Raw genomic sequence first — 22,645 nt, forward strand, 5'->3', positions numbered from 1 at the left:
TAACCAATACTAATTGCCCGTGAGGCTTGACCATATAACACCCAAGCAATTTGACTACTCGAAAGAGCATCAGATTGCGGTGTGTGAAGACGAAACGAACCGAAAGTTCGAATCTCACAAAACACCGAGCTATCACATACCCAATTTGCTGAAGCGAGGCCAACAGGCCACGACTCAGTACCCGAATTTCTTGACGACCATAGAGCGTTGGAACCACCTGATCCCATCCCGAACTCAGAAGTGAAACGATGCATCGCCGATGGTAGTGTGGGGTTTCCCCATGTGAGAGTAGGTCATCGTCAAGATTAAATTCCAAAACCCCTATCTGCGCATGCAGGTAGGGGTTTTGTTTTTGTCCGCAGGAAAATCTGTCCGTTCGGCTTTCTATGCAACGGCTCGGGGCGTGGCTATCATGCGGGCCTCATTGTGAGGCGAGACTTGCATGCTGACGTTGTTAAAGCTACTTAAGGATGGCCGATTCCATTCGGGTCAGGCGCTGGGCGCTGCCCTGGGTATCAGTCGCAGTGCTGTGTGGAAGCAGCTTCAGCATCTTGAGGCTGAGTTGGGGTTATCCATTCACAAGGTTCGCGGGCGCGGCTATCAATTGGCGGCACCGTTGACCCTGCTTGATCCTGTGGAGATAGGGCGACTGTCTCCCTCTTGCAATTGGCCGGTCCTGGTCTTCGACTCTATTGATTCCACCAATGCCGAAGCCCTGCGCGCCATCGAGCGGCACCAGGCTGCGCCTTTTCTGGTGCTTGCCGAGCGGCAAACTGCCGGACGCGGGCGGCGAGGGCGCAAGTGGGTCAGTCCATTCGCGGAGAATATCTATTACAGCCTGGTTTTGCGTGTAGAAGGCGGTATGCGTCAGCTGGAGGGCTTGAGCCTTGTTGTGGGGCTCGCCGTCATGCAGGCCTTGCGCGAGCTTGGAGTTCCCGGGGTGGGCTTGAAATGGCCCAATGATGTCCTGGTAGGGCAGAAGAAGATTGCCGGAATTCTGCTTGAGCTGGTGGGGGATCCTGCAGACGTCTGTCACGTGGTGCTGGGTGTCGGAATTAATGTAAATATGCAGATGACCGATGAGGTCGACCAGCAATGGACGTCCATGCGCCTGGAGTCTGGCAAGGCGTTTGATCGCAACCGCCTGGTCGCGGAGCTGGGGGAGATGCTGCAGAAGTATCTGGCTCGCCATCAGGCCGAAGGATTCTCGGCGATCCAGGCTGAGTGGGAGCAGCACCACCTGTGGCAGGGGCGTGCGGTGTCGTTGATTGCGGGTGCAAACCAAATAGATGGCGAAGTGCTGGGCATCGATGGTCAGGGTGCACTGCGCTTGAAGGTGGATGGTGTGGAGAAAGTCTTCAGTGGCGGTGAGCTGAGTCTGAGGTTGCGTCATGATTCTTGAGCTCGACTGCGGAAATAGTTTCATCAAGTGGCGTGTGCTCAAGGCGGACGCCCGTCAGGTGGTGGGGGAGGGGGTTGTCGATTCCGACCTGGCGTTACTTGAGGGTGTGAAAGGGATTGAAGGCCTTGCGCTGCGGTTCTGCCGGTTGGTGAGTGTCAGGACTGCCGAAGAAACCGACGAATTGATTGCACGGCTGAAGGCGACCTTCGATATTTCGGTGGTCTGCGCGGCTCCTGCCAAGGAAATGGCCGGTGTTCGTAATGGCTATGAAGAATTCGAGCGGCTCGGCCTCGACCGCTGGCTGGCGCTGCTCGGAGGCTTTCACCTGGCTTCTGGTGCGTGCCTGGTGCTCGATTTCGGTACTGCGGTGACCGCGGACTTCGTTTCCGGGGATGGTGGGCATCTCGGTGGATTCATATGCCCTGGGATGCCGTTGATGCGAAATCAGCTACGCACCCATACCCGCAAGATTCGTTATGGCGATCTTGCGGCTGAGCGCGCTTTGGAGCGTCTTGTTCCGGGGCGCACAACGGTCGAGGCGGTTGAGCGCGGGTGCCTGTTGATGCTTCGGGGGTTTGTGCTAGCGCAGCTGGAGATGGCGCGGGGTTATTGGGGGGAGAGCTTTACGGTGTTCCTCACCGGTGGCGATGCGGCGTTGGTTTCCGAGATGGTGCCTGAGGCTCGGGTGGTTCCCGATCTGGTGTTTGTCGGCTTGGCGATGGCATGCCCTTTGTCCTGAGGTCTTTATGCGTTGGTTGTTTCTGCTGCTGCTCGTTCTCAATGTGTTTTATTACATCTGGCATCAACAGGAGGCGCCCCTGCGTGCCAAGGACGTAACGCCCTTGAGCCTGTATCGCGGCTCCCAGCAGGACATACGTCTCTTGAGCGAGGCGACGGATGCGGCCAAGGACAAAGGAAAGGTGGCGCAGGCAGAGGCTGAATGCCTTTATCTGGGTGGATTTGTTCGTCAGGAGGTCGAGCAGGCGCTTGAGCGCAGGTTGACGGGCATGGGCGTGAAGTATCAATCGCTGCCTGCAAGCCCGGCCGAACCCCCGGCGTACTGGGTTCGCGTGGCCCCTGAAAGCAAGCGTTGGCTGGATGACTTGCAGCTGATAAACCTTTCTAGAGAATTCAATGAGTTAAAACATAAAATAATGCTGTGTGGGGGGGTTGCACCCACCGAATAGTTTGCATAGAATGGCGCCCGCTCCACAGCGAAGACCTAAAGCGGTCAACGAGGTGAAGCGAGGTCAACGCAGATAAGCTCAGGATTTTAATGAGAAAAATGCTTGACAGAAGGCTGGCATGATGTAGAATGCCGGCTCGCTTAGGAGGGGTTCCCGAGCGGCCAAAGGGATCAGACTGTAAATCTGACGTCTACGACTTCGAAGGTTCGAATCCTTCCCCCTCCACCATTTTTAGCGAGAGCTGTAAGCCTCGCGGGTATAGTTTAGTGGTAGAACCTCAGCCTTCCAAGCTGATGATGCGGGTTCGATTCCCGCTACCCGCTCCAAGTTTACAGGTTTTGCACAGTGTTACGCTCTTGTAGCTCAGTTGGTAGAGCACACCCTTGGTAAGGGTGAGGTCAGCGGTTCAAATCCGCTCAAGAGCTCCATATAACAAGGCAGATATGAAAATATCTGCCTTTGTTTTAGGTGTCAGTGGTTGCGCCTGATTGTGCTTTTGAAGGTTGCCGATGTCGTGGATGTCGGTGTTGCAGCCAGGGTTGCCTAGTAGGTGTTGTAAAGTCTTTTTCGGGTCGGCATAATGGTCGGCCTGATTTTGTTTTAGGTCAGTAGCTCAATTGGCAGAGCGACGGTCTCCAAAACCGTAGGTTGGGGGTTCGATTCCCTCCTGACCTGCCAGATTCACTCGGTGTGTCTGGCTTTCTTTTCACAGGATCTTCATAGATGACTCCTAAAGCTGAAGCTCAAGGCTCTCGTTTCGATCTCCTCAAGTGGCTTGTAGTAGTCGCTCTGGTGGTTGTTGGCGTTGTTGGCAATCAGTACTTTTCTGCTTCGCCGATCCTGTACCGCGTACTCGCATTGCTTGCTATTGCTGCCGTAGCTGCCTTTGTAGGCCTGCAGACGGTCAAGGGCAAGTCTTTCTTTGTACTGGTTAAGGAAGCACGCACCGAAATTCGTAAAGTCGTTTGGCCAACTCGCCAAGAAACCACGCAGACCACGTTGATCGTTGTGGCTGTTGTCCTGGTTATGGCGTTGCTGTTGTGGGGTCTTGATTCCCTGCTCGGCTGGCTTGTTTCCTTGATTGTCGGCTAAGGGTGTCCCGTGGCTAAGCGTTGGTACGTTGTGCATGCTTACTCCGGTTACGAGAAGCATGTCATGCGCTCGCTGATCGAGCGCGTAAAGCTGGCTGGCATGGAAGATGGCTTCGGCGAGATTCTGGTTCCCACTGAAGAAGTGGTTGAAATGCGTAATGGCCAGAAGCGCAAGAGCGAGCGTAAGTTCTTCCCTGGTTATGTGCTGGTCCAGATGGATATGAACGAGGGTACTTGGCACTTGGTCAAGGACACTCCTCGCGTGATGGGTTTCATCGGCGGTACTGCTGATAAGCCTGCACCGATTACTGATAAAGAAGCAGAAGCGATTCTGCGTCGCGTTGCCGATGGTAGCGACAAGCCCAAGCCGAAGACGTTGTTCGAGCCAGGCGAGTCGGTGCGCGTCAACGACGGTCCGTTTGCCGATTTCACCGGCACGGTCGAAGAGGTTAACTACGAAAAGAGCCGGATCCAGGTCGCGGTGCTCATTTTCGGACGCTCTACCCCGGTAGAGTTGGAGTTCAGTCAGGTCGAAAAGGTCTAACTGAGCAAGCATCCCAACCCCGCAGCCTTAGGCTGTGGGGTTTTGTCGTCACTGGGATAAACGCGCAAGTAACCGGGGAGCCTTTCGAGGCGTTTGAACCCGTAATTGGAGTGCCTCATGGCCAAGAAGATTACCGCTTACATCAAGCTGCAAGTGAAGGCCGCTCAGGCTAACCCAAGCCCACCTGTTGGTCCTGCTCTGGGTCAGCACGGCGTGAACATCATGGAATTCTGCAAGGCTTTCAACGCCCGTACTCAGGGTCTTGAGCCAGGTCTGCCGACTCCAGTGATCATCACTGTCTACAGCGACCGTAGCTTCACGTTCGAAACCAAATCCACCCCTGCTTCGGTTCTGCTGAAGAAGGCGGCCGGTCTGACCAGCGGTTCCGCTCGTCCGAACACCGTTAAGGTTGGCACTGTAACCCGTGCTCAGCTGGAAGAAATCGCGAAAACCAAAAACGCGGATCTGACTGCAGCTGATATGGAAGCAGCCGTGCGTACTATCGCCGGTTCTGCTCGTAGCATGGGCCTTAACGTGGAGGGTGTGTAATGGCTAAGCTGACCAAGCGTCAAAAGGCTATCGCCGGCAAAATCGAAGCAGGCAAGGCCTACAACTTTGTAGACGCTGCTGCTCTGCTGGCTGAGCTGTCGACTGTCAAGTTCAGCGAGTCGTTCGACGTTGCTGTAAACCTGGGTGTTGACCCGCGTAAATCCGACCAGGTCGTTCGTAGCGCTACTGTGCTGCCACACGGCACTGGCAAGACCGTTCGCGTTGCTGTGTTCACCCAAGGTCCAGCTGCTGAAGCCGCTCTGGCTGCCGGCGCTGACCGTGTAGGCATGGACGACCTGGCTGCCGAAATGAAAGGCGGCGACCTGAACTACGACGTAGTGATTGCATCCCCGGATGCCATGCGCGTTGTAGGTCAACTGGGTCAGATCCTCGGTCCACGTGGCCTGATGCCTAACCCTAAAGTCGGCACCGTAACGCCAGACGTAGCTACCGCGGTTAAAAACGCCAAGGCTGGTCAGGTTCGTTATCGCACCGACAAAAACGGCATCATCCACACTTCCGTTGGCAAGATCGGCTTCGACGCCGTCAAGCTGAAGGAAAACGTTGAAGCCCTGATCGCTGACCTGAAGCGTATCAAGCCAGCGTCCTCGAAAGGCATCTACGTCAAGCGCGTTACCCTGAGCACCACTATGGGCCCAGGTCTGGTCATCGACCAAAGCTCGCTCGACGCGTAAGACACAGATTGGCGCAAGCGATTGCGCCAATTGAAAAATTGGGGTCCCTGCCTGGCGGGGGCTATCCAAGACCGTAGGCGGCGCAAGTCTTAAACCACAAGCCTACGCAGATGGTGCTCCCGGTTCCTTACCGAATCAGACACCAAAACGACATTCGGTTTCGATCGAATGAAACGGTAACAAGCAGGAGTTAAACCCGTGGCAATTAAACTCGAAGACAAGAAGGCCATCGTCGCTGAAGTCAACGAGGCTGCCAAAGTCGCTCTGTCCGCTGTCGTGGCTGATGCCCGTGGCGTAACAGTAGGCGCAATGACCGGACTCCGTAAAGAGGCTCGTGAAGCTGGCGTTTACGTACGTGTTGTACGTAACACCCTGCTCAAGCGCGCCGTTGCTGACACTGAATTCAGTGTTCTCAACGACGTGTTCAGCGGCCCTACCCTGATTGCGTTCTCCAAAGAACATCCTGGCGCTGCTGCCCGGATTTTCAAAGAGTTCGCCAAGGGTCAGAACAAGTTCGAGATCAAGGCAGCTGCGTTCGAGGGCAAGTTCCTCGCAGCTAACCAAATCGACGTACTGGCAACTCTGCCGACCCGTGACGAAGCAATTTCTCAGCTGATGAGCGTGATTCAAGGCGCTACCAGCAAATTGGCTCGTACTCTGGCGGCAATTCGCGACCAGAAAGAAGCTGCTGCAGCCTAAGGCTCGTCAACTTCTCGCGTTTTTTGTTTTTTTCGATGGTCGCGTAGGCCGTCCCCAATATCAGGAATTAGATTCATGTCTATCTCTCAGAACGATATCCTTGAAGCAGTTGGCAACATGTCCGTAATGGAAGTTGTTGAGCTGATCAAAGCTTTCGAAGAAAAATTCGGCGTTACCGCTGCTGCTGCATCGGCTGGTCCAGCTGTTGCTGCTGCCGTTGCTGAAGAGCAAACCGAATTCAACGTCATGCTGACCGAAGCTGGCGAGAAGAAAGTTAACGTGATCAAGGCTGTACGTGAACTGACCGGTCTGGGCTTGAAAGAAGCCAAGGCTGTAGTTGACGGCGCTCCTGCCATGGTTCTGGAAGCTGTTGCCAAAGACGCAGCTGACAAAGCCAAAGCAGTACTGGAAGAAGCAGGCGCTAAAGTCGAGCTGAAGTAAGCTTCGACTTTGCGTCTCCAGCCCGAGCGTTAAGCGACAGGCTGATGGCTGGTGGCTCTTGCCACCGGCCTTTTTCCGTTATTGGCAGCCGACTGGGTCGGTGCCGGTAACGAGCTGTAACCACCCGATGCGGTGGCGCAAACCATGGGGTTTGCACGATTTTCTGGCTGCTCCCGTCGGGAGGGGCCAAACAAGCAGGTGACCAAGCTGGGGAACGCTGATGGCTTACTCATATACTGAGAAAAAACGTATCCGCAAGGACTTTAGCAAGTTGCCGGACGTCATGGATGTGCCTTACCTCCTGGCCATCCAGCTGGATTCGTATCGTGAATTCTTGCAAGCGGGAGCGACTAAAGATCAGTTCCGCGACGTGGGCCTGCATGCGGCCTTCAAATCCGTTTTCCCGATCATCAGCTACTCCGGCAATGCTGCGCTGGAGTACGTCGGTTATCGCCTGGGCGAACCGGCATTTGATGTCAAAGAATGCGTATTGCGCGGTGTAACTTACGCCGTACCTTTGCGGGTAAAAGTGCGCCTGATCATTTTCGACAAAGAATCGTCGAACAAAGCGATCAAGGACATCAAAGAGCAAGAAGTCTACATGGGTGAAATCCCCCTGATGACTGAGAACGGTACCTTCGTAATCAACGGTACCGAGCGTGTAATCGTTTCCCAGCTGCACCGTTCCCCTGGCGTGTTCTTCGACCACGACCGTGGCAAGACGCACAGCTCCGGTAAACTGCTGTACTCCGCGCGCATCATTCCTTACCGCGGTTCGTGGCTGGACTTCGAGTTCGACCCGAAAGACTGCGTATTCGTGCGTATCGACCGTCGTCGCAAGCTGCCTGCATCGGTACTGCTGCGCGCGCTCGGTTATACCACTGAAGAAGTGCTGGACGCGTTCTACACCACCAACGTATTCCACGTTAAGGGCGAGACCCTGAGCCTGGAGCTGGTGCCTCAGCGCCTGCGCGGTGAAATCGCTGTCCTCGATATCCAGGACGACAAAGGCAAGGTTATTGTCGAGCAGGGTCGTCGTATCACCGCTCGCCACATCAACCAGCTGGAAAAAGCCGGGATCAAAGAGCTGGATGTGCCTCTGGACTACGTCCTGGGTCGCACAACCGCCAAGGTCATCGTGCACCCGGCAACCGGCGAAATCCTGGCAGAGTGCAACACCGAGCTGAACACCGAGATCCTGGCGAAAATCGCCAAGGCCGGCGTTGTTCGCATCGAAACTCTGTACACCAACGATATCGACTGCGGTCCGTTCGTCTCCGACACACTGAAGATCGACTCCACCAGCAACCAACTGGAAGCGCTGGTCGAGATCTATCGCATGATGCGTCCTGGCGAGCCGCCAACCAAAGACGCTGCCGAGACCCTGTTCAACAACCTGTTCTTCAGCCCTGAGCGCTACGACCTGTCTGCGGTCGGCCGGATGAAGTTCAACCGTCGTATCGGTCGTACCGAGATCGAAGGTTCGGGCGTGCTGTGCAAGGAAGACATCGTCGCGGTACTGAAGACCCTGGTCGACATCCGTAACGGTAAAGGCATCGTCGATGACATCGACCACCTGGGTAACCGTCGTGTTCGCTGCGTAGGCGAAATGGCCGAGAACCAGTTCCGCGTTGGCCTGGTACGTGTTGAGCGTGCGGTCAAAGAGCGTCTGTCGATGGCGGAAAGCGAAGGCCTGATGCCGCAAGACCTGATCAACGCCAAGCCAGTGGCTGCAGCGGTGAAAGAGTTCTTCGGTTCCAGCCAGCTGTCCCAGTTCATGGACCAGAACAACCCGCTGTCCGAGATCACCCACAAGCGTCGTGTTTCTGCACTCGGCCCTGGCGGTTTGACTCGTGAGCGCGCCGGCTTTGAAGTTCGTGACGTACACCCGACGCACTACGGTCGTGTTTGCCCGATCGAAACGCCGGAAGGTCCGAACATCGGTCTGATCAACTCCCTGGCCGCCTATGCGCGCACCAACCAGTACGGCTTCCTCGAGAGCCCGTACCGCGTGGTGAAAGACGCTCTGGTCACCGACGAGATCGTGTTCCTGTCCGCCATCGAAGAAGCTGATCACGTGATCGCCCAGGCTTCGGCCACGATGAACGACAAGAAAGTCCTGATCGACGAGCTGGTAGCTGTTCGTCACTTGAACGAGTTCACCGTCAAGGCGCCGGAAGACGTCACCTTGATGGACGTATCGCCGAAGCAGGTAGTTTCGGTTGCAGCGTCGCTGATCCCGTTCCTCGAGCACGACGACGCCAACCGTGCGTTGATGGGTTCGAACATGCAGCGTCAAGCTGTACCAACCCTGCGTGCTGACAAGCCGCTGGTAGGTACTGGCATGGAGCGTAACGTAGCCCGTGACTCCGGCGTTTGCGTCGTGGCTCGTCGTGGCGGCGTGATCGACTCCGTCGACGCCAGCCGTATCGTGGTTCGTGTTGCCGATGACGAAGTTGAAACCGGCGAAGCTGGTGTCGACATCTACAACCTGACCAAATACACCCGCTCCAACCAGAACACCTGCATCAACCAGCGTCCGCTGGTGCGTAAAGGTGATCGGGTTCAGCGTAGCGACATCATGGCCGACGGTCCGTCCACCGACATGGGTGAATTGGCGCTGGGTCAGAACATGCGCATCGCCTTCATGGCATGGAACGGCTTCAACTTCGAAGACTCCATCTGCCTGTCGGAACGCGTTGTTCAAGAAGACCGTTTCACCACGATCCACATCCAGGAACTGACCTGTGTGGCCCGTGACACCAAGCTTGGCCCAGAGGAAATCACTGCGGACATCCCGAACGTGGGTGAAGCTGCACTGAACAAGCTGGACGAGGCCGGTATCGTTTACGTAGGTGCTGAAGTTGGCGCAGGCGACATCCTGGTCGGTAAGGTCACTCCGAAAGGCGAGACCCAGCTGACTCCGGAAGAAAAACTGCTGCGTGCGATCTTCGGTGAAAAAGCCAGCGACGTTAAAGACACCTCCCTGCGTGTACCTACCGGTACCAAAGGTACTGTCATCGACGTACAGGTCTTCACCCGCGACGGCGTTGAGCGTGATGCTCGTGCACTGTCGATCGAGAAGTCCCAGCTGGACGAGATCCGCAAGGACCTGAACGAAGAGTTCCGCATCGTCGAAGGCGCTACTTTCGAACGTCTGCGTTCCGCTCTGGTCGGCCACAAAGCCGAAGGCGGCGCCGGTCTGAAGAAAGGCCAGGACATCACCGACGAAGTGCTGGACGGTCTTGAGCATGGCCAGTGGTTCAAACTGCGCATGGCTGAAGATGCTCTGAACGAGCAGCTCGAGAAGGCCCAGGCCTACATCGTTGATCGTCGCCGTCTGCTGGACGACAAGTTCGAAGACAAGAAGCGCAAACTGCAGCAGGGCGATGACCTGGCTCCAGGCGTGCTGAAAATCGTCAAGGTTTACCTGGCAATCCGTCGTCGCATCCAGCCGGGCGACAAGATGGCCGGTCGTCACGGTAACAAAGGTGTGGTCTCCGTGATCATGCCGGTTGAAGACATGCCGCACGATGCCAATGGCACCCCGGTCGACGTTGTCCTCAACCCGTTGGGCGTACCTTCGCGTATGAACGTCGGTCAGATCCTTGAAACCCACTTGGGCCTCGCGGCCAAAGGTCTGGGCGAGAAGATCAACCGCATGGTTGAAGAGCAGCGCAAGGTTGCCGAGCTGCGTAAGTTCCTGCACGAGATCTACAACGAGATCGGCGGTCGTCAGGAAAGCCTCGATGACTTCTCGGACCAGGAAATCCTGGACCTGGCTCAAAACCTGCGTGGCGGCGTTCCAATGGCCACTCCAGTGTTCGACGGCGCCAAGGAAAGCGAAATCAAGGCCATGCTGAAACTGGCAGACCTGCCAGAAAGCGGCCAGATGCAGCTGACCGACGGCCGTACCGGCAACAAGTTCGAGCGCCCGGTTACCGTTGGCTACATGTACATGCTGAAGCTGAACCACTTGGTAGACGACAAGATGCACGCGCGTTCTACCGGTTCGTACAGCCTGGTTACCCAGCAGCCGCTGGGTGGTAAGGCGCAGTTCGGTGGTCAGCGTTTCGGGGAGATGGAGGTCTGGGCACTGGAAGCATACGGTGCCGCTTACACTCTGCAAGAAATGCTCACAGTGAAGTCGGACGATGTGAACGGCCGTACCAAGATGTACAAAAACATCGTGGATGGCGATCACCGTATGGAGCCGGGCATGCCCGAGTCCTTCAACGTGTTGATCAAGGAAATTCGTTCCCTCGGCATCGATATCGATCTGGAAACCGAATAACACGTGACGCGAATCGAGAGCGGGGCAGCACTGCCCGCTCTCTGCTCCGCCAGGAGGAAAGGCCTTGAAAGACCTACTGAATTTGCTGAAAAACCAGGGTCAAGTCGAAGAGTTCGACGCCATCCGTATCGGATTGGCATCGCCTGAGATGATCCGTTCGTGGTCGTTCGGTGAAGTTAAAAAACCGGAAACCATCAATTACCGTACGTTCAAACCTGAGCGTGACGGCCTGTTCTGCGCCAAGATCTTTGGCCCGGTAAAGGATTACGAGTGCCTGTGCGGTAAGTACAAGCGCTTGAAGCACCGTGGCGTAATCTGCGAGAAGTGCGGCGTTGAAGTCGCGCTGGCAAAAGTTCGTCGTGAGCGCATGGCGCACATCGAACTGGCCTCGCCAGTTGCCCACATCTGGTTCCTGAAATCGCTGCCGTCCCGTATCGGCTTGCTGATGGACATGACCCTGCGTGATATCGAACGCGTTCTCTACTTCGAGAGCTATGTCGTTATCGATCCAGGCATGACCACCCTTGAAAAAGGTCAGCTGCTCAACGACGAGCAGTACTTCGAAGCGCTGGAAGAGTTCGGCGACGATTTCGATGCCCGCATGGGTGCCGAAGCTGTCCGCGAACTGCTGCACGCTATCGACCTGGAGCACGAGATTGGCCGTCTGCGTGAAGAGATTCCGCAAACCAACTCCGAAACCAAGATCAAGAAGCTGTCCAAGCGTCTGAAGTTGATGGAAGCCTTCCAGGGTTCCGGCAACCTGCCAGAGTGGATGGTGCTGACCGTTCTGCCGGTTCTGCCGCCAGATCTGCGTCCACTGGTCCCGCTGGATGGCGGTCGCTTCGCGACTTCCGACCTCAACGATCTGTATCGTCGAGTGATCAACCGTAACAACCGCTTGAAGCGCCTGCTGGATCTGTCCGCTCCGGACATCATCGTGCGCAACGAAAAGCGTATGTTGCAGGAAGCTGTCGACGCACTGCTCGACAACGGTCGTCGTGGCCGCGCTATCACCGGTTCCAACAAGCGTCCTCTGAAATCCCTGGCTGACATGATCAAGGGTAAGCAGGGTCGTTTCCGTCAGAACTTGCTCGGTAAGCGTGTTGACTACTCCGGTCGTTCGGTAATTACCGTAGGTCCGACCCTGCGTCTGCACCAGTGCGGTCTGCCGAAGAAGATGGCTCTGGAACTGTTCAAGCCGTTCATTTTCGGCAAGCTGGAAATGCGTGGTCTCGCTACCACCATCAAAGCGGCCAAGAAAATGGTCGAGCGCGAACTGCCAGAGGTTTGGGACGTTCTCGCTGAAGTGATTCGCGAACACCCGGTTCTCCTCAACCGTGCACCGACCCTTCACCGTCTGGGTATCCAGGCGTTTGAACCGGTACTGATCGAAGGTAAGGCTATCCAGCTGCACCCTCTGGTCTGCGCCGCGTACAACGCCGACTTCGACGGCGACCAAATGGCCGTGCACGTACCGCTGACGCTGGAAGCCCAGCTCGAAGCGCGTGCGTTGATGATGTCGACCAACAACATTCTGTCGCCAGCCAACGGTGAGCCAATCATCGTTCCGTCGCAGGACGTTGTATTGGGTCTGTACTACATGACGCGTGAAGCGATCAACGCCAAGGGCGAAGGTCGTGTGTTCGCGGATCTGCAAGAAGTTGACCGTGTGTTCCGTGCCGGCGAAGCCGCACTGCACGCCAAGGTTAAAGTGCGGATCAACGAAACCGTCAACGACCGTGATGGCGGCAGCGTGACCAACACCCGTATCGTCGACACCACTGTCGGCCGTGCGCTGTTGTTCCAGGTTGTGCCAAAAGGTCTGTCGTACGACGTCGTCAACCTGCCGATGAAGAAAAAGGCGATCTCCAAGCTGATCAACCAGTGCTACCGCGTGGTTGGTCTGAAAGAGACCGTGATCTTCGCTGACCAGTTGATGTACACCGGTTTTGCCTATTCGACCATTTCCGGCGTTTCCATCGGTGTTAACGACTTCGTTATCCCGGATGAAAAAGCCCGCATCATCGGTGCTGCCACCGACGAAGTGAAAGAGATCGAAAGTCAGTACGCCTCCGGCCTGGTAACCCAGGGCGAGAAGTACAACAAAGTGATCGACCTTTGGTCCAAGGCGAACGACGAAGTTTCCAAGGCGATGATGGCCAACCTCTCGAAAGAGAAAGTCATCGACCGTCATGGCGTCGAAGTCGACCAAGAGTCCTTCAACTCGATGTACATGATGGCTGACTCGGGTGCGCGGGGTTCCGCAGCACAGATTCGTCAGCTGGCCGGTATGCGTGGCCTGATGGCCAAGCCGGACGGCTCCATCATCGAAACGCCGATTACTGCGAACTTCCGTGAAGGTTTGAGCGTACTCCAGTACTTCATCTCCACTCACGGTGCTCGTAAAGGTCTGGCGGATACCGCGTTGAAAACGGCGAACTCGGGTTACCTGACCCGTCGTCTGGTAGACGTGGCGCAAGACCTGGTTGTAACCGAGATCGATTGCGGCACCGAACACGGTCTGCTGATGACTCCGCACATTGAAGGCGGTGACGTTGTAGAGCCGTTGGGTGAGCGCGTATTGGGTCGTGTTATCGCCCGTGACGTATTCAAGCCAGGTACCGAGGACGTCATCGTTCCTGCCGGCACCCTGGTCGACGAGAAGTGGGTCGAGTTCATCGAACTCAACAGCATCGACGAAGTGATCGTACGTTCGCCGATCAGCTGCGAAACCCGTTTCGGTATCTGCGCCAAGTGCTACGGTCGCGACCTGGCTCGTGGTCACCAGGTAAACATCGGTGAAGCGGTCGGCGTTATCGCTGCCCAGTCCATCGGTGAGCCGGGTACCCAGCTGACGATGCGTACGTTCCACATCGGTGGTGCGGCAAGTCGGACCTCCGCAGCCGACAGCGTTCAGGTGAAGAATGGCGGTACCGTCCGTCTGCACAACCTGAAACACGTTGAGCGAGTGGATGGTCACCTGGTTGCTGTGTCCCGTTCCGGTGAGCTGGCTATCGCTGATGACTTCGGTCGTGAGCGTGAGCGTTACAAGCTGCCGTACGGTGCCGTGATTTCGGTTAAAGAAGGTGACAAGGTCGACGCTGGCGCCATCGTGGCCAAGTGGGATCCGCACACTCACCCGATCGTTACCGAAATGAAAGGTACCGTGACCTACGTGGGCATGGAAGAAGGCATCACGATCAAGCGTCAGACTGACGAATTGACCGGTATGACCAACATTGAAGTACTCGACGCCAAAGACCGTCCAGCTGCCGGTAAAGATATCCGTCCTGCTGTGAAGATGGTTGATGACAACGGCAAGGATCTGTTGCTGCCAGGCACTGACGTTATCGCTCAGTACTTCCTGCCAGCCAACGCCCTGGTCGGTGTGGCGGACGGCGCGAAGATCGCGATCGGTGATGTTATCGCTCGTATCCCGCAAGAAACTTCGAAGACCCGTGACATCACCGGTGGTCTGCCGCGTGTTGCCGACTTGTTCGAAGCCCGTCGTCCGAAAGAAGCCTCGATTCTGGCTGAAGTCAGCGGCACCATCGCGTTCGGTAAAGAGACCAAGGGCAAGCGCCGTCTGGTTATCACCCCGAACGACGGTAGCGATCCGTACGAAGAGCTGATTCCGAAGTGGCGTCACCTGAACGTGTTCGAAGGCGAACAGGTAAACCGCGGCGAAGTTATCTCCGACGGTCCAAGCGATCCACACGACATCCTGCGTCTGCTGGGTGTGAGTGCGCTGGCCAAGTACATCGTCAACGAGATCCAGGACGTTTACCGTCTGCAAGGCGTGAAGATCAACGACAAGCACATCGAGACCATCCTGCGTCAGATGCTGCGTAAAGTTGAGATCGCTGAATCCGGCGATTCCAGTTTCATCAAGGGCGACCAGATGGAATTGACTCACGTTCTGGTAGAGAACGAGCGTTTGAGCGGCGAAGACAAATTTGTCTCCAAGTTCACTCGCGTTCTGCTGGGTATCACCAAGGCGTCGTTGTCCACCGAATCGTTCATCTCGGCGGCTTCCTTCCAGGAAACCACCCGTGTACTGACCGAGGCGGCGGTAACCGGCAAGCGCGACTACCTGCGCGGCCTGAAAGAAAACGTGGTCGTGGGTCGTCTGATCCCGGCTGGTACCGGTCTGGCTTATCACAGCGAGCGTAAGCGCCGCCGTGATGCAGACAAACCGTTGCGCGTGAGCGCCAGTGAAGTGGAAGCTGCACTGACCGAAGCGCTGAACTCGAGCGGTAACTGAGTTCTGCGGTAAATGAGCAGGGGCCCTGGTCACTCCGTTCATCGAATCGAGACAATTTGTCGAGGTTTGACGGGCGGGGAGGTCGGGGCCTTGCCTTGACTGGGGACAAGATCCTCTTTAGACTCTTGTACCCCTAAATTTGGCGGGAATTCGTTCCTGCCATTTTGCTTTTCTTGCAAGACAATAGCGTCGCAAGACAACAGTGGAGCTAGTAGATGGCAACTATCAACCAGCTGGTACGTCAGCCGCGTAAGCGTATCGTCGAGAAATCCGACGTGCCTGCGCTGCAGAACTGCCCGCAACGCCGTGGCGTGTGCACCCGTGTGTACACCACCACGCCGAAAAAACCTAACTCGGCACTGCGTAAAGTATGCCGTGTGCGCCTGACCAACGGTTTCGAGGTTTCCTCGTACATCGGCGGTGAAGGCCACAACCTGCAAGAGCACAGCGTGGTACTGATCCGCGGCGGTCGTGTAAAAGACTTGCCAGGTGTTCGTTACCACACCGTTCGCGGTTCGTTGGATACTTCCGGCGTTAAAGGTCGTAACCAGGGTCGTTCGAAGTACGGTACCAAGCGTCCGAAGTAATGGTCGCTTGCTGCAAAAAACTGATTTCTATTTTTCTGAGTCGATAAGAGTAAGGTCGGAGGCGTCCCGTAGTAATGGGCACCGATTCCGAGCGAACCTGAAGACCGTTTGAGGGCTTATCCATGCCAAGAAGACGCGTAGCAGCCAAGCGCGAAGTGCTTGACGATCCAAAATACGGAAGCCAAATCCTGGCCAAGTTCATGAACCACGTGATGGAAAGCGGCAAGAAAGCCGTTGCCGAGCGTATCGTTTATGGCGCGCTGGAAAAGGTTAAAGAACGCAAGAACAGCGACCCCCTGGAAATCTTCGAGAAAGCTCTCGACGCCATCGCTCCGCTGGTCGAAGTAAAGTCGCGCCGTGTAGGCGGTGCTACTTACCAGGTTCCGGTTGAAGTTCGTCCGTCCCGTCGTAACGCTCTGGCAATGCGCTGGTTGGTAGACTTCGCCCGTAAGCGCGGCGAGAAGTCTATGGCTCTGCGTTTGGCTGGCGAACTGTTGGACGCTGCCGAAGGTAAAGGTGCTGCAGTTAAGAAGCGTGAAGACGTGCACCGTATGGCTGAAGCTAACAAAGCTTTCTCGCACTACCGCTTCTAATTTTAGCGTCACTAATTTTGCGAGGGCTTTATGGCTCGTACAACACCGATTAATCGCTACCGTAACATTGGTATCGTTGCTCACGTGGATGCTGGTAAAACCACCACCACCGAGCGCGTCCTTTTTTACACTGGCAAAAGTCACAAAATGGGCGAGGTGCATGACGGCGCCGCGACCACAGACTGGATGGTTCAGGAGCAGGAGCGTGGTATTACCATTACTTCTGCTGCTATTACCGCCTTCTGGCAGGGTTCTGCGAAGCAGCACAAAGACCAATACCGCTTCAACGTCATTGACACCCCGGGCCACGTAGACTTCACCATTGAAGTTGAACGTTCCCTGCGTGTACTCGACGGCGCGGTCGTTGTGTTCTGCGGCACTTCCGGCGTTGAGCCTCAGTCCGAAACCGTATGGCGTCAAGCCAACAAATACGGTGTTCCACGTATCGTTTACGTGAACAAGATGGACCGTGCTGGCGCGAACTTCCTGCGCGTGATCGCTCAGATCAAGCAGCGTCTGGGTCACACCCCGGTGCCAATCCAGTTGGCTATCGGTTCCGAAGACAACTTCCAGGGTCAGATCGATCTGATGACCATGGAAGCGGTTTACTGGAACGATGCTGACAAGGGCATGACTCCACGTCGCGAAGCTATCCCTGCTGAACTGCAGGAACTGGCTGAAGAGTGGCGCAGCAACATGGTTGAGGCTGCGGCCGAAGCCAGCGAAGAGCTGATGAACAAGTACCTCGAAGGTGAAGAACTCACCATCGAAGAAATCAAGGCCGCTCTGCGTCAGCGTACTATCGCTGGTGAAATCGTCCTGGCTGTTTGCGGTTCTTCCTTCAAGAACAAGGGTGTTCCCCTGGTTCTCGACGCCGTTATCGACTACCTGCCGGCTCCAACCGACATTCCTGCCATCAAGGGTACTGACCCGGATGACGAGGAAAAGCAAATGGAGCGTCATGCGGACGACAACGAGCCGTTCTCGGCTCTGGCGTTCAAGATCGCTACCGACCCATTCGTGGGTACCTTGACCTTCGTCCGCGTTTACTCGGGCGTGTTGGCCTCCGGCGACGGCGTGATCAACTCGGTTAAAGGCAAAAAAGAGCGCGTGGGTCGTATGGTGCAAATGCACGCAAACGCCCGTGAAGAGATCAAGGAAGTACGCGCTGGCGACATCGCGGCCCTGATCGGCATGAAGGACGTCACCACTGGTGAAACCTTGTGCAACGCTGACAAGCCAATCATCCTGGTTCGCATGGACTTCCCGGAGCCGGTTATTTCGGTTGCCGTAGAGCCTAAGACCAAGGATGACCAGGAAAAAATGGGTATCGCTCTGGGCAAACTTGCTCAGGAAGACCCGTCTTTCCGCGTCAAAACTGATGAAGAGACTGGTCAAACGATCATCTCCGGCATGGGCGAGCTGCACCTGGACATCCTGGTTGACCGGATGCGCCGTGAGTTCAACGTCGAAGCCAACATCGGTAAGCCTCAAGTTTCGTACCGTGAGCGCATCACGAAGAGCTGCGAAATCGAAGGCAAGTTCGTTCGTCAGTCCGGCGGTCGTGGCCAGTTCGGTCATTGCTGGATCCGTTTTGCACCTGCTGACGAAGGTCAGGAAGGTCTGCAATTCCTGAACGAAGTAGTGGGTGGTGTGGTTCCTAAGGAATACATCCCGGCTATCCAGAAGGGTATCGAAGAGCAGATGAAGAACGGTGTTGTTGCCGGCTATCCGCTGATCGGCCTGAAGGCTACCGTGTTTGATGGTTCTTACCACGACGTCGACTCGAACGAGATGGCGTTTAAGGTGGCTGCTTCCATGGCGACCAAGCAACTGGCCCAGAAGGGCGGTGGTGAGTTGCTCGAGCCGATCATGGCGGTAGAGGTTGTTACGCCTGAAGACTATATGGGTGACGTGATGGGCGACCTGAACCGTCGTCGCGGCATGATTCTGGGTATGGAAGACACGGTTTCCGGTAAGGTTATCCGTGCTGAAGTTCCGTTGGGCGAGATGTTCGGTTATGCGACCGACGTTCGTTCGATGTCCCAGGGTCGCGCAAGCTACTCTATGGAATTCAAAAAATACAATACGGCTCCGTCGCACATCGTCGAAACCGTTACCAAAAAACAAGGCTGATTCAGTCCTTTAGGCAAGGAGTTAATTGTCGTGGCTAAAGAAAAATTTGATCGTTCCCTACCGCACGTCAACGTTGGCACCATCGGTCACGTTGACCACGGTAAAACCACTCTGACCGCAGCTCTGACTCGCGTCTGCTCCGAAGTTTTCGGTTCGGCCGTAGTTGAATTCGATAAAATCGACAGCGCGCCAGAAGAAAAAGCTCGCGGTATCACCATCAACACCGCGCACGTCGAGTACAACTCGAACATTCGTCACTACGCTCACGTTGACTGCCCAGGTCACGCTGACTACGTGAAGAACATGATCACCGGTGCTGCCCAGATGGACGGCGCGATCCTGGTTTGCTCGGCCGCTGATGGTCCGATGCCACAAACCCGTGAGCACATCCTGCTGTCCCGTCAGGTAGGCGTTCCGTACATCGTGGTTTTCCTGAACAAGGCTGACCTGGTAGACGACGCTGAGCTGCTGGAACTGGTTGAGATGGAAGTTCGCGACCTGCTGTCCACCTATGACTTCCCAGGCGACGACACTCCGATCATCATCGGTTCGGCTCGTATGGCGCTGGAAGGCAAAGACGACAACGAAATGGGCACCACTGCCGTTCGTAAGCTGGTTGAGACTCTGGACACCTACATCCCAGAGCCAGAGCGTGCTATCGACAAGCCATTCCTGATGCCAATCGAAGACGTATTCTCGATCTCGGGTCGTGGTACTGTTGTGACTGGTCGTATCGAGCGCGGTATCGTTCGCGTTCAAGATGCACTGGAAATCGTTGGTCTGCGTGACACCACCACCACCACCTGCACCGGTGTTGAGATGTTCCGTAAGCTGCTCGACGAAGGTCGTGCTGGCGAGAACTGCGGCGTTCTGCTGCGTGGTACCAAGCGTGACGACGTTGAGCGTGGCCAGGTTCTGGTTAAGCCAGGTTCGGTTAAGCCGCACACCAAGTTCACCGCAGAAGTTTACGTTCTGAGCAAGGAAGAAGGCGGTCGTCACACTCCGTTCTTCAAAGGCTACCGTCCACAGTTCTACTTCCGTACTACTGACGTGACCGGTAACTGCGAGCTGCCAGAAGGCGTTGAAATGGTAATGCCAGGTGACAACATTCAGATGACTGTTACCCTGATCAAAACCATCGCAATGGAAGACGGTCTGCGCTTCGCTATCCGTGAAGGCGGCCGTACCGTTGGTGCTGGCGTTGTAGCTAAAATCATCGAGTAAGCTTCTCTTTTGAGATAGCTTCGATGCTTTGAAAAGGCCCCCGCTCAGCGGGGGCCTTTTTTATTGGGTTGACACCTATCTGGGGCGTCTATAGAATTGCGCCTCCTTTTAACGGGCGTATTGCGCCCGGTGGGAATAGCAGCCGGAGTCTGAAATCCAATGCAAAATCAGCAAATCCGTATCAGGTTGAAGGCTTTTGACCATCGCCTGATCGACCAATCCACCCAGGAAATCGTGGAAACCGCGAAACGTACTGGTGCTCAAGTGCGTGGTCCAATTCCACTGCCTACCCGTAAAGAGCGGTTCACCGTTCTGGTCTCCCCGCACGTCAACAAAGACGCGCGTGACCAGTACGAGATCCGTACTCATAAGCGCGTTCTGGACATCGTCCAGCCAACGGATAAAACCGTTGATGCACTTATGAAGCTTGATCTTGCGGCCGGTGTGGAAGTGCAGATCAGCCTCGGCTAAGACTCGGTCTTAGTCGTGTAACGCTCTGAAATGGGCGGCCATAGCGGGTGAAAGCCCCGTACACTCATGAGGTTTACAACATGACTATTGGTGTAGTCGGTCGTAAATGCGGTATGACCCGTATTTTCACCGAAGAAGGTGTCTCCATTCCGGTCACGGTCATTGAGATCGAACCGAATCGCGTCACCCAGTTCAAAACTGAAGAGACCGATGGCTATCGTGCAGTGCAAGTCACTGTCGGCGAGCGTCGTGCTTCGCGTGTAACAGCAGCTCAGGCTGGCCACTTCGCTAAAGCGAACGTTGCCGCTGGTCGTACCGTAATGGAATTCCGCCTTGAAGAAGGCGAGTACCAGGCCGGCGATCTGATCAACGCTGAAATCTTCGCCGCTGGTCAACTGGTTGATGTAACCGGTCAGTCCAAAGGTAAAGGCTTCCAGGGTACGATCAAGCGTTGGAATTTCCGCGGGCAAGATAACACCCACGGTAACTCCGTATCCCACCGCGTTCCAGGCTCTATCGGCCAGTGCCAGACTCCTGGTCGTGTATTCAAGGGCAAAAAAATGTCCGGTCATATGGGCGCTGAGCGCGTGACCGTGCAGTCCCTCGAAGTAGTGCGCGTGGACGCTGAACGCAATCTGTTGTTGGTCAAGGGCGCTGTTCCTGGCGCTACTGGCGGCAACTTGGTTGTACGTCCAGCAGCCAAGGCTCGCGGTTAAGGGGAAGCTGACATGCAATTAAATGTAAATGACGCTCAAGCGATCGAAGTTTCCGAACTGACATTTGGCGGCGAATTCAACGAGACGCTGGTTCACCAAGCAGTCGTAGCCTACATGGCTGGCGGTCGTCAGGGTTCCAAGCAGCAAAAGACCCGTTCCGACGTTCGTGGTGGCGGTAAGCGCCCATGGCGTCAGAAAGGTACTGGCCGTGCTCGTGCCGGTACTATCCGTAGCCCAATCTGGCGTGGCGGCGGTACCACTTTCGCAGCTCGTCCTCAGGATCACTCCCAGAAGCTGAACAAGAAGATGTATCGCGCAGCAATGCGTTCCATCCTTGCTGAGCTGGTGCGTACTGATCGTCTGGTCGTGGTTCAGGATTTCGCCGTTGAAACGCCGAAAACCAAAGACCTGCTGGGCAAACTGAACAACATGAGCCTGACCGACGTTCTGATCGTGTCGGACGCTGTTGATCAGAACCTGTACCTGGCTGCTCGCAACCTGCCACACGTAGATGTACGTGACGTGCAAGGTTCCGATCCAGTTAGTCTGATCGCATACGACAAGGTGTTGATCACCGTGTCGGCCGTGAAGAAATTCGAGGAGCTGCTGGGATGAACCAGGAACGCGTATTTAAAGTTCTGCTTGGCCCGCACGTTTCCGAGAAGGCTACGGTTCTGGCAGACAAGAAAGGCCAGTTCGTTTTCAAGGTTGCTACTGATGCAACCAAGCTGGAAATCAAGAAGGCCGTCGAAAGCCTGTTCAGCGTGAAAGTAGAGCGTGTTACTACCCTGAACGTTCTGGGTAAGAGCAAGCGCACTGCTCGCGGTCTGGGCAAGCGTAATGACTGGAAGAAGGCAGTTATCTCCCTTCAGCCAGGCCAAGATCTCGATTTCAGCAGCAGTGCTGAGTAAGGAAGGGGTGCATCATGGCAATCGTTAAATGCAAACCGACTTCCCCTGGCCGCCGTTTTGTGGTCAAGGTGGTCAACCAGGAGCTGCATAAAGGCGCTCCTCACGCACCGCTGCTCGAGAAGAAGTCGAAGTCTGGTGGTCGTAACAACAATGGCCGTATTACCACTCGTCACATCGGTGGTGGTCATAAGCAGCATTATCGTCTGGTCGACTTCCGTCGCAACGACAAAGATGGCATCGCTGCCACTGTCGAGCGTATCGAATACGATCCAAACCGTACTGCTCACATCGCTCTGCTGCTGTACGCAGATGGCGAGCGTCGCTACATCATCGCCCCTAAAGGCGTGAGCGCTGGCGACCAGCTGATCGCAGGTGCTCTGGCACCGATCAAGCCGGGCAACGCTCTGCAACTGCGTAACATTCCAGTTGGTAGCACCGTACACGGCATCGAATTGAAGCCAGGTAAAGGCGCACAGATCGCTCGTTCCGCTGGTGCTTCGGCTCAGCTGATCGCTCGTGAAGGCGTGTACGTTACCCTGCGTCTGCGTTCCGGTGAGATGCGTAAAGTCCTGGCTGAATGCCGTGCGACCCTGGGCGAAGTCTCGAACTCCGAGCACAGCCTGCGTTCGCTGGGTAAAGCTGGTGCCAAACGCTGGCGTGGCGTTCGCCCAACCGTTCGTGGTGTTGCCATGAACCCGGTTGACCACCCACATGGTGGTGGTGAAGGTCGTACCTCTGGTGGTCGTCATCCGGTATCGCCATGGGGCTTCCCGACTAAGGGCGCGAAGACTCGTGGTAATAAGCGTACCGACAAAATGATCGTCCGTCGTCGCAAGTAAAT

The 22,645-nt window shown here is 55.8% G+C and carries 20 protein-coding genes, 4 tRNA genes and 1 rRNA gene; all 25 read left to right on the forward strand.

The genetic code is table 11. The features are described from left to right. Positions 1-189: 189 nt before the first annotated feature. The 25 genes from rrf to rplB all read left to right on the forward strand — a co-directional run bounded on the left by rrf (position 190) and on the right by rplB (position 22,643). Positions 190-305 (forward strand): 5S ribosomal RNA (rrf, locus tag HFK74_RS16415). Between the two features lie 137 nt (positions 306-442). Next, positions 443-1,402, forward strand: coding sequence for a bifunctional biotin--[acetyl-CoA-carboxylase] ligase/biotin operon repressor BirA (birA, locus tag HFK74_RS16420; RefSeq protein ID WP_180204410.1), 960 nt, complete (start codon positions 443-445; stop codon positions 1,400-1,402). Next, positions 1,392-2,141, forward strand: coding sequence for a pantothenate kinase (locus HFK74_RS16425; protein WP_180204411.1), 750 nt, complete (start codon positions 1,392-1,394; stop codon positions 2,139-2,141). Before birA ends, HFK74_RS16425 begins: the two co-directional genes overlap by 11 nt. Before the next feature lie 7 nt (positions 2,142-2,148). Then, a complete protein-coding gene (locus HFK74_RS16430; protein ID WP_180204412.1) occupies positions 2,149-2,589 on the forward strand; it encodes a hypothetical protein in 441 nt (146 codons plus the stop codon). A gap of 143 nt (positions 2,590-2,732) precedes the next feature. After that, positions 2,733-2,817, forward strand: a tRNA-Tyr gene (locus HFK74_RS16435). Positions 2,818-2,841: 24 nt separating this feature from the next. After that, positions 2,842-2,915 (forward strand) — tRNA-Gly (locus tag HFK74_RS16440). Positions 2,916-2,941: 26 nt separating this feature from the next. Continuing rightward, positions 2,942-3,017 (forward strand) — tRNA-Thr (locus HFK74_RS16445). A gap of 174 nt (positions 3,018-3,191) precedes the next feature. After that, positions 3,192-3,267, forward strand: a tRNA-Trp gene (locus HFK74_RS16450). A gap of 45 nt (positions 3,268-3,312) precedes the next feature. After that, the gene (secE, locus tag HFK74_RS16455) at positions 3,313-3,681 is read left to right on the forward strand and encodes a preprotein translocase subunit SecE (RefSeq protein WP_007984402.1); all 369 of its coding nucleotides are present in this window, start codon (positions 3,313-3,315) and stop codon (positions 3,679-3,681) included. A 9-nt stretch (positions 3,682-3,690) separates the two neighbouring features. Continuing rightward, complete coding sequence (gene nusG / locus HFK74_RS16460; protein WP_007933727.1) at positions 3,691-4,224, forward strand: transcription termination/antitermination protein NusG; 534 nt, start codon at positions 3,691-3,693, stop codon at positions 4,222-4,224. Positions 4,225-4,341: 117 nt separating this feature from the next. Next, a complete protein-coding gene (gene rplK, locus HFK74_RS16465) occupies positions 4,342-4,773 on the forward strand; it encodes a 50S ribosomal protein L11 (RefSeq protein ID WP_007933726.1) in 432 nt (143 codons plus the stop codon). After that, the gene (gene rplA, locus HFK74_RS16470) at positions 4,773-5,468 is read left to right on the forward strand and encodes a 50S ribosomal protein L1 (protein ID WP_003186095.1); all 696 of its coding nucleotides are present in this window, start codon (positions 4,773-4,775) and stop codon (positions 5,466-5,468) included. Before rplK ends, rplA begins: the two co-directional genes overlap by 1 nt. 198 nt (positions 5,469-5,666) lie before the next feature. After that, positions 5,667-6,167, forward strand: a complete 501-nt coding sequence (gene rplJ, locus HFK74_RS16475) for a 50S ribosomal protein L10 (protein ID WP_008065701.1) — start codon at positions 5,667-5,669, stop codon at positions 6,165-6,167. 75 nt (positions 6,168-6,242) lie between these two features. After that, on the forward strand, positions 6,243-6,608 hold the full coding sequence (gene rplL / locus HFK74_RS16480; protein ID WP_003206098.1) for a 50S ribosomal protein L7/L12: 366 nt from the start codon (positions 6,243-6,245) through the stop codon (positions 6,606-6,608). A gap of 220 nt (positions 6,609-6,828) precedes the next feature. After that, positions 6,829-10,902, forward strand: coding sequence for a DNA-directed RNA polymerase subunit beta (gene rpoB / locus HFK74_RS16485; protein WP_008018199.1), 4,074 nt, complete (start codon positions 6,829-6,831; stop codon positions 10,900-10,902). A 64-nt stretch (positions 10,903-10,966) separates the two neighbouring features. Then, positions 10,967-15,166 carry a DNA-directed RNA polymerase subunit beta' gene (gene rpoC / locus HFK74_RS16490; protein WP_008065703.1) on the forward strand — a complete coding sequence of 1,400 codons (4,200 nt, stop codon included), beginning with the start codon at positions 10,967-10,969 and terminating at the stop codon, positions 15,164-15,166. A 215-nt stretch (positions 15,167-15,381) separates the two neighbouring features. Continuing rightward, on the forward strand, positions 15,382-15,753 hold the full coding sequence (rpsL, locus tag HFK74_RS16495; RefSeq protein WP_003186084.1) for a 30S ribosomal protein S12: 372 nt from the start codon (positions 15,382-15,384) through the stop codon (positions 15,751-15,753). 122 nt (positions 15,754-15,875) lie between these two features. Beyond that, positions 15,876-16,346 carry a 30S ribosomal protein S7 gene (rpsG, locus tag HFK74_RS16500; RefSeq protein ID WP_002555493.1) on the forward strand — a complete coding sequence of 157 codons (471 nt, stop codon included), beginning with the start codon at positions 15,876-15,878 and terminating at the stop codon, positions 16,344-16,346. A 30-nt stretch (positions 16,347-16,376) separates the two neighbouring features. Next, a complete protein-coding gene (gene fusA / locus HFK74_RS16505) occupies positions 16,377-18,482 on the forward strand; it encodes an elongation factor G (protein ID WP_008065706.1) in 2,106 nt (701 codons plus the stop codon). A 30-nt stretch (positions 18,483-18,512) separates the two neighbouring features. Further along, positions 18,513-19,706, forward strand: a complete 1,194-nt coding sequence (gene tuf, locus HFK74_RS16510) for an elongation factor Tu (protein WP_008065716.1) — start codon at positions 18,513-18,515, stop codon at positions 19,704-19,706. A gap of 159 nt (positions 19,707-19,865) precedes the next feature. Further along, on the forward strand, positions 19,866-20,177 hold the full coding sequence (gene rpsJ / locus HFK74_RS16515; RefSeq protein ID WP_003186070.1) for a 30S ribosomal protein S10: 312 nt from the start codon (positions 19,866-19,868) through the stop codon (positions 20,175-20,177). Between the two features lie 80 nt (positions 20,178-20,257). Then, the gene (rplC, locus tag HFK74_RS16520) at positions 20,258-20,893 is read left to right on the forward strand and encodes a 50S ribosomal protein L3 (RefSeq protein WP_003186059.1); all 636 of its coding nucleotides are present in this window, start codon (positions 20,258-20,260) and stop codon (positions 20,891-20,893) included. 12 nt (positions 20,894-20,905) lie between these two features. After that, positions 20,906-21,508 carry a 50S ribosomal protein L4 gene (gene rplD, locus HFK74_RS16525; RefSeq protein WP_003228735.1) on the forward strand — a complete coding sequence of 201 codons (603 nt, stop codon included), beginning with the start codon at positions 20,906-20,908 and terminating at the stop codon, positions 21,506-21,508. Beyond that, positions 21,505-21,804, forward strand: coding sequence for a 50S ribosomal protein L23 (gene rplW, locus HFK74_RS16530; RefSeq protein WP_002555488.1), 300 nt, complete (start codon positions 21,505-21,507; stop codon positions 21,802-21,804). The genes rplD and rplW overlap by 4 nt, the downstream gene beginning before the upstream one ends. 14 nt (positions 21,805-21,818) lie before the next feature. Beyond that, a complete protein-coding gene (gene rplB, locus HFK74_RS16535) occupies positions 21,819-22,643 on the forward strand; it encodes a 50S ribosomal protein L2 (RefSeq protein ID WP_003186055.1) in 825 nt (274 codons plus the stop codon). The last annotated feature ends 2 nt before the right edge of the window (positions 22,644-22,645 follow it).

Origin of the sequence: Pseudomonas sp. SbOxS1 (genome assembly GCF_013416725.1) — a bacterium.
In the GTDB taxonomy this organism is placed as follows: domain Bacteria; phylum Pseudomonadota; class Gammaproteobacteria; order Pseudomonadales; family Pseudomonadaceae; genus Aquipseudomonas.

Coding starts and splice junctions, on each gene's coding strand:
- birA (WP_180204410.1), top strand. CDS start 443: ATGCTGACGTTGTTAAAGCTACTTAAGGATGGCCGATTCCATTCGGGT.
- HFK74_RS16425 (WP_180204411.1), top strand. CDS start 1,392: ATGATTCTTGAGCTCGACTGCGGAAATAGTTTCATCAAGTGGCGTGTG.
- HFK74_RS16430 (WP_180204412.1), top strand. CDS start 2,149: ATGCGTTGGTTGTTTCTGCTGCTGCTCGTTCTCAATGTGTTTTATTAC.
- secE (WP_007984402.1), top strand. CDS start 3,313: ATGACTCCTAAAGCTGAAGCTCAAGGCTCTCGTTTCGATCTCCTCAAG.
- rplK (WP_007933726.1), top strand. CDS start 4,342: ATGGCCAAGAAGATTACCGCTTACATCAAGCTGCAAGTGAAGGCCGCT.
- rplA (WP_003186095.1), top strand. CDS start 4,773: ATGGCTAAGCTGACCAAGCGTCAAAAGGCTATCGCCGGCAAAATCGAA.
- rplL (WP_003206098.1), top strand. CDS start 6,243: ATGTCTATCTCTCAGAACGATATCCTTGAAGCAGTTGGCAACATGTCC.
- rpoB (WP_008018199.1), top strand. CDS start 6,829: ATGGCTTACTCATATACTGAGAAAAAACGTATCCGCAAGGACTTTAGC.
- rpsL (WP_003186084.1), top strand. CDS start 15,382: ATGGCAACTATCAACCAGCTGGTACGTCAGCCGCGTAAGCGTATCGTC.
- rpsG (WP_002555493.1), top strand. CDS start 15,876: ATGCCAAGAAGACGCGTAGCAGCCAAGCGCGAAGTGCTTGACGATCCA.
- fusA (WP_008065706.1), top strand. CDS start 16,377: ATGGCTCGTACAACACCGATTAATCGCTACCGTAACATTGGTATCGTT.
- rpsJ (WP_003186070.1), top strand. CDS start 19,866: ATGCAAAATCAGCAAATCCGTATCAGGTTGAAGGCTTTTGACCATCGC.
- rplC (WP_003186059.1), top strand. CDS start 20,258: ATGACTATTGGTGTAGTCGGTCGTAAATGCGGTATGACCCGTATTTTC.
- rplD (WP_003228735.1), top strand. CDS start 20,906: ATGCAATTAAATGTAAATGACGCTCAAGCGATCGAAGTTTCCGAACTG.
- rplW (WP_002555488.1), top strand. CDS start 21,505: ATGAACCAGGAACGCGTATTTAAAGTTCTGCTTGGCCCGCACGTTTCC.
- rplB (WP_003186055.1), top strand. CDS start 21,819: ATGGCAATCGTTAAATGCAAACCGACTTCCCCTGGCCGCCGTTTTGTG.